Genomic DNA, 15,340 nt, shown 5'->3' with positions numbered 1-15,340 from the left:
GAACACACCTACAGCACATAAACAAAAACAAACAGACATAGCCAAACCACATCGACAAAGTGCCAGTACCAGCTGCCTGCCTGAAACGCGAAGTGGTCCTTAGGAGTAAAGTGATCTTTTGCCACACGGGCGAGCAGTATGATTAAGAATGTCGTCCCTAAGAAAACGTGCATGCCATGGAAACCGGTCAATAAGAAGAAAGTGTTGCCATATATGCCGGATTGCAGAGTGAGATTGAGATCCTGATAGGCATGGGCATACTCAACACCTTGGTAATAAAGGAAAAAGCCCGCCAGAACAATCGTAATTTCTAGCCATACGATGAGCGCCATGCGTTTGTTCTGCTCAAGACTCGTATGGGCCATATGCAAAGTGATAGAGGAAGTCAGAAGAATCAGGGTGTTAATCAGCGGAATGCCCTGCCATCCCATCGCTGTCGTTGTGACACCATCAGGTGTGGTCGTCAGCGGCCAAAGTGCTTCAAACGCGGGCCACAAAACTTCATGAGTCATCGCATTATTGCTCGCGCCACCCAACCAAGGCACTGAGATCATGCGCGCATAAAATAGTGCTCCGAAAAAGGCGCCAAAGAACATTACTTCAGAGAAGATAAACCAACTCATCCCTTGCCTGAAAGAGCGCGAGATTTGCTCAGAATACTTACCTGTCATCGACTCGGTAATCACATTGCTAAACCAACCCGCAAACATGTAGAGCAGAAACAGGAATCCAGCCAGAAGAATCAACTTACCGAAGATACTGCCTTCTCCACCTTCGGCCATGTTCTGCACCGTGATCCCCGCGCCAACCGCGATAAGAAACAGCGCAACCGCTCCGACAATTGGCCAGCTGCTTTGAGCGGGAACATAATATGATTGATGTTTTGAACTCATGGCTTAGCTCCTTGCTGTGTGAGGTCGCCACTCGGTTCCGTTCGTGCTACTTCAACGGGTTGAGGAACCTTATCCGTAATGTCGTAGAGGGTATACGACAGCGTTAATGTATGAATCGACTCTGGAATATCTGGCTCAATGTAGAAGATCAAAGGCATCTCGGCCTTCGCCAGGCTTTCCAGTGGTTGGTGATTAAAGCAGAAACATTCAATTTTGTTGAAATATGACGCGCCCATACCCGGTGATACCGAAGGGACGGCTTGACCGATAGTAGCTATGGATGACTGGTTTGTTGCTATGTAGGCCGTCTGAATCACTTCTCCGGGATGCACATCCATTGACTGTTGCTTAGGTTCAAACAACCAAGGCATACCCTGATTTCTGTGTGCCATAAACTCAACTCGAATAAGACGTGATGTGTCAGGAACCATACCCTGTGGCTGTAGCGCAGACTCAGTATTTGTTTTTCCGTTGATTCCTAAAGCCTCGCACATCACGTCATATAACGGGACAAGCGCAAAACCAAAGCCAAACATCGCCACCACTGCTGCCAGCAGCTTTAAGGTTAATCTGTTATTGGATTGCTGTTGTCCATCCATAGCGCATCCCTCAATCCACTTTCGGTGGGGTAGAGAATGTATGGTGCGGTGCTGGGCTTGGAACTGTCCACTCCAACCCTTCAGCACGATCCCACGGTTTTGCCTCAGCTTTTTCTCCTCCGCGGATACACTTAATCACTAACCAGAGGAAAATGAGCTGAGACAAACCAAAGGCAAAACCACCAATCGACACTATCTGATTGATGTCGGCAAACTGAATCGCATAGTCAGGAATGCGTCGTGGCATCCCAGCTAAGCCAAGAAAATGCATTGGGAAGAATAAGACATTGACCGAAATCACTGAGCACCAGAAATGCCACAAGCTCAACTTATGGTCATACATATGCCCTGTCCATTTCGGTAGCCAATAGTAAGCGGCGGCCATAATCGAGAATACCGCCCCTGAGACCAACACATAATGGAAGTGCGCGACCACAAAATACGTATCGTGATACTGGAAGTCTGCGGGAACAATCGCCAGCATAAGGCCAGAGAACCCACCGATGGTAAACAGAATGATGAAAGCAATGGCGAACAACATCGGTGTCTCAAATGTCATCGCGCCCCGCCACATCGTAGCCACCCAGTTGAACACTTTGACCCCAGTGGGCACCGCAATCAGCATGGTGCAATACATAAAGAAGAGTTCGGCGAATACGGGCATCCCTGTTGTAAACATATGGTGTGCCCAAACCAAGAAGGACAACAGCGCGATACTACAAGTGGCGTACACCATCGAGTGGTAACCAAACAATTTTTTACCACTGAACGCTGGGATGATGGCCGATACAATACCGAACGAAGGCAAGATCATGATGTACACTTCGGGGTGACCGAAGAACCAGAAGATATGCTGGAACATCACAGGGTCACCACCACCCGCGGCATCAAAGAATGATGTGCCAAAGTATTTGTCGGTAAGGACCATCGTCACTGCCCCCGCCAGCACAGGCATGACTGCAATCAACAAGAAAGCAGTAATCAACCAAGTCCAGACAAACATCGGCATCTTGAACCATGTCATCCCCGGCGCTCTCATATTGACGATAGTCACAATCACGTTGATTGCCCCCATGATCGAGCTAATCCCCATGATGTGTACTGAGAACACAAACAACGCCGTACTGTCAGGCCCATAAGTCGTAGAAAGCGGCGCGTAGAAAGTCCAGCCGAAATCAGGGCCCCCACCTTCCGTAAATAACGAAGCTATCAGGATTAAGAACGCAAAAGGTAAGATCCAAAAACTGAGGTTGTTCATCCGTGGTAACGCCATGTCTGGCGCACCAATCATCATCGGAATCATCCAGTTGGCTAAACCAGTAAAGGCAGGCATGACCGCACCAAACACCATGATCAAACCATGCACGGTCGTCATCTGGTTGAAGAATTGGGGCTCGACCAATTGCAGGCCAGGTTGGAACAACTCAGCGCGAATGATCATCGCCATGGCTCCACCGGTCAAGAACATAATGAAACTGAACCAAAGGTAAAGCGTCCCGATATCTTTGTGGTTGGTGGAATAAATCCAGCGAGCTATGCCAGAAGGCGCTTCGTGATGCTCATGATCATCAATGGCAATCGCACTGTTTGCTCTGCCTAACTCGGCATCAGCCGCTGGTGCTGATTTGACTGACTCAGAATTCATTGACTCAGGTTTGGACGTTTTCATTGCCCCTCCTTGGATGCCTTAAATGCATTCACATCGGATGCCTGCACCACATCACCCGTACTGTTTCCTAAACCGTTACGCTGGTACGTCACCACAGCCGCAATTTCTTTGTCCGAAAGCTGATTAGCAAAAGCCTGCATTGCGGTCCCTGCCCGACCGTTAACTACAACGTCAATGTGAGTATCAACATCACCCGTCGCGATCTTACTGCCTGTAATCGCAGGGAAAGCTCCTGGAATACCCGCGCCGCTCACCTGATGACAGACGGCACATCGGTCGACATAAACCTTCTCACCTATCGCCATCAACTCTTCTTGTGATAATGACGCGGTTAGAGATGCTGCCGCTTCTTGCTTCGCTTGCTCTATCTCAGCTTTTTTCGCCAATAGCCAAGCATCGTATTTGTCTTCTTCCATGGCATGAACAACGACGGGCATGAATCCATGTGCGCGGCCACATAGCTCTGCACACTGACCACGGTAAACACCGGGCTCATCAATGCGCGTCCACGCTTCGTTGATAAAGCCCGGGATCGTGTCTTTCTTCACTGCAAAGTCAGGTACCCACCAAGAGTGAATTACATCATCGGAAGTCAGGAGGAATCGTACTTTTCGGTTGATGGGCAACACGAGAGGGTTATCAACTTCAAGAAGATAATGTGCGCCTTTTTCTTCTATACCATCAATGGCTTTTTGGCTGGTTGCTAACAAGCTGAAAAACTCAACGTCTTCTCCGAAGTAGCTGTAGTGCCACTTCCACTGGGAGCCAGTGACCTTAATCGTCAGATCGGATTGGGACGTATCTTCCATGGCGACAAGCGTACGAGTCGCCGGAATTGCCATGAGAACCAGAATGATGATGGGGATGACCGTCCAAATCACTTCCACTTTGGTACTTTCATGGAAGTTGGCCGCCACGGCCCCTTTTGATTTTCTGTGATGGTACATGGAATAGAACATTGCCCCGAATACCACGACGGCAATAGCGCAACAGATATAGAAGATCAGCATGTGTAAGTCATAGACTTCATTACTGATGCCTGTCACACCTCTGGTCATGTTCAAGGTGTTCTCTTCAGCGTTGACTGAAGTAGCAAAGCCAACAAACAACACATTGATCAGTTGCCACAGTGAAACCTGTAATCTTTTCAAAAGACCTCTCCTCTGCCTGAGGCATCATCTCTGATGATTTATCCAAGGCGCCCTTTAGCCTGAATGACGCAAAAAAGTCCTAGTGGGCCAAAGGGTGCGGAAAATTCCTTGTAAACAGCAAATTCGATGTAATTTGTTATAGTTATGTTAATAAAAGCTAGTTGGCGTTTACTAATTGTGCAAGAAAGTGCTAATGGAAATGTCGCTAATTTGAGCAGGTTAAATTGAAGATTGATCACAATAATTGGTTTAGCGATTGCGCTCTCGCAAATGATAATCAATATCACTTAATATCCATCCATTATTTCCCAAATGTCATACACTTGGGATAACGATAGTTAAAGGTAGAAATAAGTTATGATGGAACAAGTTACTCGTTGGTTGGAAAAAGATCCGGATCCACGTACTCGTGAAGAACTTCAACACTTGATTGATAAAGAACAGTATCAAGAATTAGCTGACCGATTTAGCCAGAGATTGGAGTTTGGTACTGCTGGTTTACGAGGAAAAGTCGGCTGTGGTCCAAATCGAATGAACCGACTTGTTATTCAGGAAACGGCTACCGGGCTTGGTCATTATCTTATTAAGCACGTTCAAGATGCAGTAAAACGTGGCGTTGTCATTGGGTATGATGGACGCCCAGATTCAAAGCAATTCGCTCATGATACCGCCTCTGTATTGACCTCTTTAGGCATCAAGGTATACCTGACACACGATGTAGCTGCGACACCTATCGCTGCATTTGGTGTTCGTCATTTTAATGCCGCCGCTGCTGTTGTCGTCACGGCCAGCCACAACCCACCCGAGTACAACGGTTTTAAAGTGTATTGGGAAAATGGCGCTCAAATCATCCCTCCTCATGACTCTGGTATTGCTGGAGAAATCGACGAAGCCGCCACAAAACCCATCCCTCTGATGAATCTTGATGATGCAGAAAAGCATGATCTTCTCGTGTGGCTAAAAGAAGACTACTACGAGACTTATCGTCAAACGATGAATGGCAACCCACTGCTGGCTAATCATCAACAGCCGGAAGCGGTTGGCGTAGCCTATACCGCAATGCATGGTGTGGGTGCTGACATGGCAGAAACACTGCTGAAAGATGCAGGCTTCACCAAAATCTACAGCGTTGCCGAACAACGTGAGCCCGATGGATCTTTCCCGACTGTGAACTTCCCTAACCCTGAGGAAGCTGGTGCCATGGATATGGTGGTCGCGTTGGCGAAAGCTAATAACGCCGACATTGCGTGTGCCAATGACCCAGACGCAGACCGTTTTGCGGTTGCTGCTCGTCGACCTGATGGCGAATACCAGATGCTAACGGGCGATCAGGTGGGTTCTCTATTTGGCAACTACCTACTTAGCCATACTGATGCGAACAAACAGTTGATTGGTAATACTATCGTGTCTTCGACATTGCTTAAGAAGATTGCACTTTCTCATGGCGCTGAGTACTACCAAACTCTGACGGGTTTCAAATGGCTGACCAATATCGCCATGCAAAAGCAAACCGCAGAGAAACAGTTCCTGTTCGCTTATGAAGAAGCACTTGGCTACACCGTGGGTAATAAAGTGTGGGATAAAGATGGCTTGTCTGCTCTGGTCGCTTTCTCTCAGCTAACCGCCGAGCTAAAGAGTCAGGGGAAAACGGTGTGGGATCAATTGGAAAGCATTTATCGCGAGCACGGTATGTACATCAATGCTCAACATAGCACTGCGCTCGATCCAAAAGCACCGCCTGTAGGTGACAAGCTACGAGCTGCGCAGCCAAGTCAAATCGCGGGCCGTAAAGTCGAAGTGATTGAAGATTTGAAGTCTTCAACACGCACCTTTGCAGACGGAAAAACTGAATCTATTGACTTACCAGCCAGTGACGTTTTGATCTATCACCTATCTGGCGGTGCACGTGTCATCGTTCGTCCATCAGGTACGGAGCCTAAGCTGAAGTGCTATTACGAAGTCGTCGAAGCATTTGATGCAGCAGATAGCTTTTCCGTCGCGGAAGAAAAAGCTGAGCTAGCGCTGGATATGCTGATCAGTGAGCACCAAACAAGTTTGGATCACTAACGAGTCATCGTCTCGAAAGTACCTGTTTACAAAGCGGCTGGTTAGCCGCTTTTCTATATCTCTACTCTTATTTCAATCCCCAAACACCTTCAAACTGACAAATATGTTAAAGTTTGGCTTCCACTTTCCTCTAGTGATTGAATCGTCATGAATACCGTTTTATCTGTCATCCCTGTTGGGGTGCGTTTTATGCTGCTTTCGGCGCTTGGCTTTGCCTTAATGTCGGCCTGCGTCAAATACGTGAGCAACTATGGTATTCCGGTGTTTGAGATTGTTGGCGCAAGGGCGTTAGTTTCGCTGGTGATCAGTTACCTTGATGTCAAACGCAAGCGCATTTCAGTGTGGGGACACAATAAGCCCTTATTAATGCTTCGCGGTGCAGTCGGCACGGTCGCTCTCATGTGCGTTTACTATTCGGTGACAACCCTTCCGCTAGCGGAAGCAACCATCCTCCAATACGTGCACCCTGTGTTTACTGCCTTACTTGGCGTGCTATTTCTCAAAGAGCGCATTCAGTTTTCGACTATGATCTGCATCGCGCTTTGTTTAATGGGTTTAGGTGTGATGGTTCAGCCGAGCATGCAAACAGGCTCCAGCTCAGACTTACCGCTGTTTAGCGTGATGATGGCACTACTTGGTGCCTTTGGTAGCTCTATTGCTTATGTGATTGTCCGTCGATTAAGCCAGACAGAAGATAGCTCAGTGATTATTTTCTATTTTCCACTGATGGCCCTACCAACCTCTATGATCTTGATAGGCGATGATTTTGTGTGGCCAAGTCTATTTTTGACCTTGATGCTGATCCTAGTTGGCGTCTTTACTCAGATAGGTCAATACGGGCTAACCAAAGCGATGCAGACTCAAGCCGCAGGCAAAGCCTCAGCCTATTCCTATGTGCAAATTGTTTTTTCGGCCCTACTTGGTGCTTGGGTGTTCAACGAGATCCCATCCTATTGGACATATTTGGGTGGCTCGTTGATTGTCATTGGCGCATTAATCAATGTCTTTGGGCAACATTTGAAGCCACCATTCCAACGGGCGAAATAGCTTCAAACCCTCTCGGGGTGTCTATACTTGTCATTAACGATGATAATAAAAAACACCCCGCAATGAATTTACGAGTATGTTTTTGCTTTCTAATTCTGCTAACCAGCTCTAAAGCCCTCGCCACGGAGATAGAACTCCGTGACGAACATCTTAGTATCTGCGGCGACTCTATCGACTGGCCTCCCTATACATACCTAGATGGAGAAGACGTTAAAGGCTTCGATCTCGAGGTTCTTAACGAGGTGTTGATACCTAAAAACATCACCTTCAATTTCACCATGACATCATGGACCCGCTGCCTTAAAGGTGCGAAGAGCGGTGAATTCCAAATTGCAGTCAGCGCTTCACACTCAGAAGAGCGTGCCAAGCACTACCTGTATACAACCTGGTACTATCACATCACCCCCTATTACCTGTACAAAAAGTCGAGATTTCCTCAAGGGCTAAACATTGATGGCGTTGCGGAGTTAGAGCAATACAAAGTCTGTGGGATCCACGGCTACAACTATGGCGATTTCTGGCTTAAAAATGTCGAACAATACTCACACAACATGCACGAGCTGGTCACAGAACTCGAGGAGCAACGATGCGACGTTATTCTGTCTTGGCAAGAGATTCTCGAAGGGATTAAAAGCGTTTGGGGTATTACTTACGTGAGTGAAGACATTGAATCTAAGCCGATTCCAAATATGCCTAAGCATAAATTTTACATGTTGATTTCCAAACAATACGAACACGGCCCCGCGCTACGAACCATCCTCGATAAAGGCTTGAGAAGATTCCAAACCAAATAAATATCGACCCGAACTTTCGCACTTAGCCCACCAATAATCCCAACAAGTGATATATAAAATTATTATCAAAAATATATAACTGACTGAACTTTGATAACTTTTTTCATCCAGCTCACTAATCTGCCCACCACAGCCCATGCAGCAGCATGCGGCGCTTTTACTCAACAACAGGAACAGATTAGTGAAAAAGTTATTACCTATACTGGCGCTGGCCGCAGTATCGTCAAACAGTATTGCCGCTGAAGACCCAAACATCTCCGTCGGCCTTGGTTATGATCAAGACCTGAGCGTCATCTTCGATCTTAATAGCACTTTTAGAATGACGGCAGGAAACGATGGCATGGCAATGGACTACGTATTTAAGCGTGGTGACATCGAGTCAGAAACTGATATCAACTGGTTTTTAGGCGCTGGTGGTTACTATGAGTGGGATGATGACTTTGGTGCACGCCTACCACTAGGTGTTGAAGTTCACTTTGCAGACAAATGGGAAATCTATGCGCAGGTGCACCCAGAGTTAGGTATTAGTGATGGCTTGGATTTCGGTGTCGGAGCTTCATTTGGCGTCACGTACTCATTCAAATAAGTCGTTCGGGGCAGCCTGCATTCACTGCCCCGGCTTCTTTGATTTACAGTAGCCGTCTTCTCAGACCGGCTTTTTCAAGGATGCGGGTTGAAATCTCTTCTACCGACAACGATGAAGTATTGATATATGGAATGGCTTCACGTCGGAATAAAGCCTCAACACTTTCCAACTCGTTGATGCACTGTTCTGTACTTGCATATTCACTGCCCGCCAAACGGTTCTCGCGAATTTCCGTCAATCTTTCAGGATCGATCGTCAGACCAAACAATTTATGGCGATGGATTTCGAATTCTGGCAGCAGTCTCAGACGACGAATATCTTCCTCAATGAATGGGTAGTTCACGACTCGTAGACCAAATTGCATCGCCATGTAAAGGCTGGTTGGCGTTTTACCGCTTCGAGAAACGCCCAACAATATAATGTCAGCCTCGTCCATTCCCTTGAGCGTAATGCCATCATCATGCGCTAAGGTGTATTCAATTGCTGCAATGCGGTCAAAGTAGGTGTCAGAATCTTTGCCTACACTGCGCGATCGCTGCAACTTCGGTTTTGGCTCCATCTGGATATCATCTTTAACCTGTTGGACGATACTCGCCAACACATCGTAACTGAATGCAGGGGCTTCCAATAGTTTCTGTTTGATCTCCGGTATAACGATGGAAAAAAACACTAAAGGCTTCACACCGCTCTCTTGGTAAGACTGTTCAATCTCTTTCAGTAGATCAGCTAATTTGTCTTCACTTTCGACAAACGGAAACGTTTTTTCGTTGGCGTTAAACGGGAATTGACCCAAAACAACATGGCCTAATGTCTCACATGTTATGGCCGTTCCGTCAGAAACATAGAATACATCACGACTTTGAATATCAATTTGCATGTTTTATTTAAACTTTAAAATTCTTTTGAGTAGGATGGACACCATAATATCGATAATAAAACCCGGCTGACAATTACGCCCCCCACAGCTTTGAAAATTTGTTGAGAATTTTTTTGAGCCAATGCGTAATCGTTTGCCTTATCCCTACAAAGCTGCAATGTTTCTGGAGAAAGACATGCAAAAGAACACCCTCTGGTTCAATAGCCTATCCATGGAAGATGTCGACAAGGTCGGCGGTAAAAACGCTTCACTTGGAGAAATGGTCTCAAATCTATCGAATGCTGGCGTTTCAGTACCGAATGGTTTTGCGACTACTTCTTACGCGTTTAACCAATTCCTTGACTATGAAGGTCTGGATGAACGAATCCACCAACTGCTCGATGAACTAGACGTTGAGGATGTAGAAGCTCTGCGCAAGACAGGTGCCACCATCCGTCAATGGGTTTTAGAAGCTCCCTTCCCTGCTGACCTAGAGCAGGATATTCGTAACGACTACCAAGAACTGATTGAAGGTAATACAGAGCTTTCAGTCGCTGTTCGATCTTCAGCAACAGCTGAAGACTTGCCGGACGCCTCATTCGCGGGCCAGCAAGAAACGTTTCTTAACGTAAAAGGTATCGATGCTGTACTTGAAGCAACGAAACACGTTTACGCATCTCTGTTTAATGACCGCGCTATCTCCTACCGTGTGCACCAAGGTTTTGACCACCGTGGTATCTCGCTGTCTGCGGGCATCCAACGCATGGTTCGCTCAGATAAAGCCTCTTCAGGTGTAATGTTCACCTTGGACACTGAATCTGGCTTTGATCAGGTTGTGTTCATCACTTCCTCTTGGGGTCTAGGGGAAATGGTCGTTCAGGGTGCAGTAAACCCAGACGAGTTCTACGTTCACAAACCAATGCTTGAAGCGGATCAGCATCCGATTGTTAAGAAGACGTTCGGTTCTAAACTTATCAAGATGATCTACTCGACCAACCAAGAAATTGGTAAGCAAGTCGATATCATTGATACCTCAGCACAAGAGCGTGAGCAGTTCTCTCTTAATGACGAAGAGATCAAAGAACTGGCAAAACAAGCGATGATCATCGAAAAGCACTACCAGCGTCCGATGGATATCGAGTGGGCGAAAGATGGCATTGATGGCAAGCTTTACATTGTTCAAGCTCGCCCAGAAACCGTATGTTCTCAAAGCGAACAGAACGTCATTGAGCGTTACGAGCTGAACAACAAAGCAGAAGTTTTGGTCGAAGGCCGTGCTATCGGTCAGCGTATCGGCTCTGGCCCAGTACGTCTGGTTGACTCGCTAGACCAAATGTCTTTGGTTCAAGATGGCGATGTGCTGGTTACTGACATGACTGACCCAGACTGGGAACCAGTGATGAAGAAGGCCTCTGCTATCGTCACTAACCGTGGTGGCCGTACTTGTCACGCAGCCATCATCGCGCGCGAGCTGGGTATTCCCGCAATCGTTGGTTGTGGCGATGCTACATCAAAGCTGACAGATGGTGCTACCGTTACTGTCTCTTGTTCTGAAGGTGAGACAGGTTACGTTTATCAAGGTGAGTTGGACTTCGAAGTGAAGCGCTCTGCGGTTGATGAGCTACCACTACTGCCAACTAAAGTGATGATGAACGTCGGTAACCCAGACCGTGCATTCGACTTCGCGCAGATTCCAAACGAAGGTGTTGGCTTGGCGCGTCTGGAATTCATCATCAACAAGATGATTGGTATTCACCCGAAAGCACTGCTGAACTTCGATGCACAAAGTGACGAGCTAAAAGCAGAAATCACTCAGCGTATCCGTGGCTACAAAGATCCTATCGATTTCTACGTCAGCAAGCTGACTGAAGGTATCGCGACTATCGCTGCAGCATTCTGGCCAAAACGTGTCATCGTTCGTATGTCTGACTTTAAGTCCAACGAGTACAGCAACCTGGTTGGCGGCAAAGGTTACGAACCGCATGAAGAAAACCCTATGCTGGGCTTCCGTGGTGCGTCACGTTATATCTCACCTGTATTTGAAGATTGCTTCGAGCTAGAAACTCAGGCGATTAAGCGTGTTCGTAATGAGATGGGCCTGAAGAACGTTGAAATCATGATCCCATTTGTGCGTACTCCAAGCGAGGCAGCATCGGTTATCGATCTTCTTGCGAAGTTCGATCTGCGCCGTGGCGATCAGGGTCTGAAAGTCATCATGATGTGTGAACTACCGTCTAATGCTGTACTGGCAGACGAGTTCCTCAAGTACTTTGACGGCTTCTCAATCGGTTCTAACGATATGACTCAGCTAACACTGGGCCTAGACCGAGATTCAGGCGACGTGGCTCACCTGTTTGACGAACGCAATCCTGCTGTTAAAGCCATGCTGCAAATGGCTATCGATGCTGCAACTAAAGCTGGTAAATACGTCGGTATTTGTGGTCAGGGTCCATCTGACCATGATGATCTGGCTGAATGGCTAATGGAGCAAGGTATCAGCTCAGTGTCACTTAACCCAGATACTGTGATTGATACTTGGCTGAAACTTGGTCAGGTAAGCGGCAAGTAAAACGGCGCGATAACTGAGTAAAAACCGCCTAGTCTGACTGGGCGGTTTTTTATTTTCACGATTAAATCGCTGACTTTATTCTCTCAATATGTCTATTTATCCGATTTCGACATTTTCCTCTCTACCCACTTTGATACACCTAAAAACGCTCAACGCCTTGCCCTGCCTAGCGACTCAACACTGAATTTATGAGTCCCACCTCTATTATTCAAAATAAAAATAAAGACCACACACAGTTCACGGTTGCAACATAATTTCAATCAAATTAACATCAGCAAAACAAAAATCCACCATTAAACGAAAATAGCACATTTAATCATGAATATTTAGCGGTTTTTATTGAATAGTATTGCAAAGGTATTCGAAAGACAGTAGGCTTGCGCCCGATGATTAAATGCAGATGTATAGTGAATATATATGCCAGGTGGATTGGCCTATCATATTGACTAGTAGTAACACGAGAATTGTAATGCAGAATAACGCTCAATCTATCAAACAGACGAAAGGTAAAGGCAACTTTTGGATGTTCTTTATCCCTTCTTTACTGGGTCTGTTTCTTTTCATGGCGCCGATTAGCTATGACGGTGATATCACCATTCCAGTCGCCGTACTGGCAAAATCCATCCAAGCTGTATTTGGTGATCACCTTGTAGGCATGGTCACGTCTATCATCTTGTTTATGGCGGCAACATCATTGTTATGCCGTATTAAGAACCCTGCATTTATTGCTAACAACCCATTTTTAAACAGCCTGTTTAACCCAAGCCCTCTTTGGCTGGCAGTGCGTGTTATTGGTGGTTTTGCTGTTGCGATGACCTTCTTCCAAGTTGGCCCTGAAGCCGTATGGGAAGAAAATACTGGCGGCCTAGTACTAGAAGGTTTGCTGCCAACACTATTCTCAGTATTCATCTTTGCAGGTCTACTGCTCCCACTGCTACTTAACTTTGGTTTGCTAGAGCTGTTTGGCACGCTGCTAAGTAAAGTGATGCGCCCTGTATTTAACTTACCTGGTCGTAGTGCTATCGACTGTATGGCTTCTTGGCTTGGCGATGGCTCAGTCGGTATCCTGTTGACCAGCAAACAATACGAAAACAAATTCTACACACAGCGCGAAGCGGCTGTCGTGGGTACCACATTCTCAGCAGTATCTATCACGTTCAGCTTGGTCGTTCTTGCTCAGGTTGAACTAGAGCACTTGTTCTTACCTTTCTACGGTGCAATCTGTCTGGCGGGTATTGTGGCAGCGATCATCATTCCTCGCTTGCCTCCTCTAAGCATGAAGAAAGACGCTTTCATCGATGGCACTAAACCAGCAAAAGATGCTGATGCTATTCCTGCAGGCCATACAAGCGTGTCTTGGGGTATGGAGCTGGCACTGGCGAAAGCGAGCCAAGTAAAATCATTTAAAGATGTCTTTGGTGAGGGTGTGCGTAACGCGGTAGACATGGTATTTGGCGTACTGCCTGTTGTTATGGGCCTAGGTACGATTGCTCTAGTGATTGCTGAGTACACGTCGGTGTTTAGCTTCCTAGGTCAACCATTCATCCCGTTCCTTGAGCTATTAGGCATCCCAGAAGCAGCAGCGGCCTCTGAAACTATCGTGGTTGGTTTTGCAGATATGTTTATCCCAGCGATTCTAGCGTCGTCTATTGATAACGAAATGACACGTTTCGTCATCGCTGCTATGTCTGTCACTCAGCTGATTTACATGTCTGAAGTTGGTGCGCTGTTACTTGGCAGCCGTATCCCAGTGAACATCTTTGAACTGTTTGCCATCTTCATTCTACGTACCTTAATCACACTGCCTGTGATTGCCGGTATTGCTCATCTGATTTTCTAATCTCAGATTGCAAATCAATCTTTTTTCAAAGGCCCTTTCAGGGCCTTTGTTTTACCTGCCAACCTAGATCAGCAAAATAAAGTCTCTTACCTATACTTAAGTTAATTTGAGAGGTGGTAAAGGAGGGAGAGATGAGCCCTTTACTTTTGCACGTGCTATTGCTGACAACGCCCGCACCAACAGTCGATACGAGCTCTTTGCCTTTGAAATGTCGCCTACTCCATACTGCTGACAACTTTTGGTTTTATCGCGAGCAGATGGTGTATGAAAGCGATCAGTATGTGATCTTCCAAAACTTTAAAGGCCGGGTTGTCACTCAAGTGGATTTAAAAACCAATGAGTTGATCAGAACAACCTATATTGGCGAACCTTACGATCCTAAATATCAAATCCTGCTTGGATCATGTGATAAAACCAAGCACACGGTTGAAATGTGGAAACTCAAACAAGTTCCCTACGATAATTGAGCCCTACCAGTAGCGCTCAAAGGTGATGTTGCCTCCCGTCGCTCGACGGAATTTTTCTAACCCAAACCCTTGCAGAGTCTTGGTGGTCTCCTTGATCATTTCTGGGTTTCCGCACAGCATGACAAAACTGTGCTCCTTAGTGAGCTCTGCCTGTGCTCTTTCTTGAATCTCGCGTTGATCCAACAGCTGAGGAATGCGGCCATATAGCGTATTTGGGTGCTGCTCTCTCGATACAACAGGCACATAACTCAGGCGACCTTCATATTGATCAACTAACTGCTCGATCAAGTATCGGTAGACCAAATCTTTCTCATGCCTAACACCATGTACTAAAACAATTTTTTCATATCCGGGGCGAACATTAATGTCATCGAGTAGCGATAGGAAAGGGCCAATACCCGTCCCCGTTGAAAGCAGCCATAAGTCCTGAGTCGATTTAGGAATAGAACTCAAAATCAAATCACCATAGGCGGCAGCGCCTACGTATACCGAGTCTCCCTCTTTCAAGTGCTGCAGTTTTGGCGTCAGTTTGCCTTCAGGGTTCGAAACAATCAGAAATTCCAGCATATCGCTGCTGTTGAGTGGTGCGTTGACGACTGAATACGCTCGGCTTATCAATTGGCCGTCGTCGTCATACAGGGCCAGCTTAGTAAATTGGCCCGCTTTAAAGGTGAGAGGCGCGCCGGTAAGACGTAAACTGAATAGCTCTGACGTCCAGTCAGTGCGCTTATCTACTTTGGCGAGATTAAAACCATCGGGTGCGGTCATTGCAGATCCTCCATCAGGTTACCTCTTTAAAACC

Annotated in this window: 13 protein-coding genes; 7 read left to right on the top strand and 6 right to left on the bottom strand. The window is 46.6% G+C overall.

Annotation, left to right across the window (positions count from 1 at the left end):
- Positions 1–8 precede the first annotated feature (8 nt).
- Genes IX95_RS05560 through coxB form a run of 4 tightly spaced genes read right to left on the bottom strand, consistent with a single transcriptional unit; the run spans position 9 to position 4,273 of the window.
- Positions 9–893 (bottom strand): cytochrome c oxidase subunit 3, encoded by an 885-nt coding sequence (locus IX95_RS05560; protein ID WP_006960388.1) that lies wholly within the window; start codon positions 891–893, stop codon positions 9–11.
- Positions 890–1,492, bottom strand: a complete 603-nt coding sequence (locus tag IX95_RS05555) for a cytochrome c oxidase assembly protein (protein ID WP_038157544.1) — start codon at positions 1,490–1,492, stop codon at positions 890–892. Before IX95_RS05555 ends, IX95_RS05560 begins: the two co-directional genes overlap by 4 nt.
- Positions 1,493–1,502: 10 nt before the next feature.
- Positions 1,503–3,161, bottom strand: coding sequence for a cytochrome c oxidase subunit I (gene ctaD / locus IX95_RS05550; protein ID WP_038157542.1), 1,659 nt, complete (start codon positions 3,159–3,161; stop codon positions 1,503–1,505).
- Positions 3,158–4,273, bottom strand: coding sequence for a cytochrome c oxidase subunit II (coxB, locus tag IX95_RS05545; protein WP_420906753.1), 1,116 nt, complete (start codon positions 4,271–4,273; stop codon positions 3,158–3,160). Before coxB ends, ctaD begins: the two co-directional genes overlap by 4 nt.
- Before the next feature lie 396 nt (positions 4,274–4,669).
- On the opposite strand from coxB, the gene IX95_RS05535 reads away from it, so the two are divergent.
- The 4 genes from IX95_RS05535 to IX95_RS05520 all read left to right on the top strand — a co-directional run bounded on the left by IX95_RS05535 (position 4,670) and on the right by IX95_RS05520 (position 8,806).
- Positions 4,670–6,379: a phospho-sugar mutase gene (locus tag IX95_RS05535; RefSeq protein WP_038157537.1), complete on the top strand. Its 1,710-nt coding sequence runs from the start codon at positions 4,670–4,672 to the stop codon at positions 6,377–6,379.
- 147 nt (positions 6,380–6,526) lie between these two features.
- Complete coding sequence (locus tag IX95_RS05530; protein ID WP_038157535.1) at positions 6,527–7,426, top strand: DMT family transporter; 900 nt, start codon at positions 6,527–6,529, stop codon at positions 7,424–7,426.
- A 62-nt stretch (positions 7,427–7,488) separates the two neighbouring features.
- Complete coding sequence (locus tag IX95_RS05525) at positions 7,489–8,220, top strand: substrate-binding periplasmic protein (protein WP_038157533.1); 732 nt, start codon at positions 7,489–7,491, stop codon at positions 8,218–8,220.
- A gap of 181 nt (positions 8,221–8,401) precedes the next feature.
- Positions 8,402–8,806 (top strand): hypothetical protein, encoded by a 405-nt coding sequence (locus tag IX95_RS05520; protein WP_006960381.1) that lies wholly within the window; start codon positions 8,402–8,404, stop codon positions 8,804–8,806.
- A 43-nt stretch (positions 8,807–8,849) separates the two neighbouring features.
- Here the strand turns inward: IX95_RS05520 and ppsR are convergent, their stop codons facing one another.
- Positions 8,850–9,683 (bottom strand): posphoenolpyruvate synthetase regulatory kinase/phosphorylase PpsR, encoded by an 834-nt coding sequence (ppsR, locus tag IX95_RS05515; protein ID WP_006960380.1) that lies wholly within the window; start codon positions 9,681–9,683, stop codon positions 8,850–8,852.
- A 175-nt stretch (positions 9,684–9,858) separates the two neighbouring features.
- Between ppsR and ppsA the strand changes: the two genes are divergently transcribed.
- The 3 genes from ppsA to IX95_RS05500 all read left to right on the top strand — a co-directional run bounded on the left by ppsA (position 9,859) and on the right by IX95_RS05500 (position 14,538).
- Positions 9,859–12,231 carry a phosphoenolpyruvate synthase gene (gene ppsA / locus IX95_RS05510; RefSeq protein ID WP_038157659.1) on the top strand — a complete coding sequence of 791 codons (2,373 nt, stop codon included), beginning with the start codon at positions 9,859–9,861 and terminating at the stop codon, positions 12,229–12,231.
- Between the two features lie 469 nt (positions 12,232–12,700).
- Positions 12,701–14,071 carry a YjiH family protein gene (locus IX95_RS05505; RefSeq protein ID WP_038157530.1) on the top strand — a complete coding sequence of 457 codons (1,371 nt, stop codon included), beginning with the start codon at positions 12,701–12,703 and terminating at the stop codon, positions 14,069–14,071.
- Positions 14,072–14,202: 131 nt separating this feature from the next.
- Positions 14,203–14,538: a hypothetical protein gene (locus tag IX95_RS05500; RefSeq protein ID WP_038157527.1), complete on the top strand. Its 336-nt coding sequence runs from the start codon at positions 14,203–14,205 to the stop codon at positions 14,536–14,538.
- A 3-nt stretch (positions 14,539–14,541) separates the two neighbouring features.
- Here the strand turns inward: IX95_RS05500 and IX95_RS05495 are convergent, their stop codons facing one another.
- Positions 14,542–15,306, bottom strand: a complete 765-nt coding sequence (locus tag IX95_RS05495; protein WP_038157524.1) for a ferredoxin--NADP reductase — start codon at positions 15,304–15,306, stop codon at positions 14,542–14,544.
- Between the last annotated feature and the right edge of the window lie 34 nt (positions 15,307–15,340).

This window comes from Vibrio sp. B183, from assembly GCF_000740665.1.
Classification (GTDB): domain Bacteria; phylum Pseudomonadota; class Gammaproteobacteria; order Enterobacterales; family Vibrionaceae; genus Vibrio; species Vibrio coralliilyticus.
This window is presented reverse-complemented; position numbering and strand designations above follow the sequence as displayed.

Coding starts and splice junctions, on each gene's coding strand:
- IX95_RS05555 (WP_038157544.1), bottom strand. CDS start 1,492: ATGGATGGACAACAGCAATCCAATAACAGATTAACCTTAAAGCTGCTG.
- IX95_RS05560 (WP_006960388.1), bottom strand. CDS start 893: ATGAGTTCAAAACATCAATCATATTATGTTCCCGCTCAAAGCAGCTGG.
- ctaD (WP_038157542.1), bottom strand. CDS start 3,161: ATGAAAACGTCCAAACCTGAGTCAATGAATTCTGAGTCAGTCAAATCA.
- IX95_RS05505 (WP_038157530.1), top strand. CDS start 12,701: ATGCAGAATAACGCTCAATCTATCAAACAGACGAAAGGTAAAGGCAAC.
- IX95_RS05530 (WP_038157535.1), top strand. CDS start 6,527: ATGAATACCGTTTTATCTGTCATCCCTGTTGGGGTGCGTTTTATGCTG.
- IX95_RS05535 (WP_038157537.1), top strand. CDS start 4,670: ATGATGGAACAAGTTACTCGTTGGTTGGAAAAAGATCCGGATCCACGT.
- IX95_RS05495 (WP_038157524.1), bottom strand. CDS start 15,306: ATGACCGCACCCGATGGTTTTAATCTCGCCAAAGTAGATAAGCGCACT.
- IX95_RS05500 (WP_038157527.1), top strand. CDS start 14,203: ATGAGCCCTTTACTTTTGCACGTGCTATTGCTGACAACGCCCGCACCA.
- ppsR (WP_006960380.1), bottom strand. CDS start 9,683: ATGCAAATTGATATTCAAAGTCGTGATGTATTCTATGTTTCTGACGGA.
- ppsA (WP_038157659.1), top strand. CDS start 9,859: ATGCAAAAGAACACCCTCTGGTTCAATAGCCTATCCATGGAAGATGTC.
- IX95_RS05525 (WP_038157533.1), top strand. CDS start 7,489: ATGAATTTACGAGTATGTTTTTGCTTTCTAATTCTGCTAACCAGCTCT.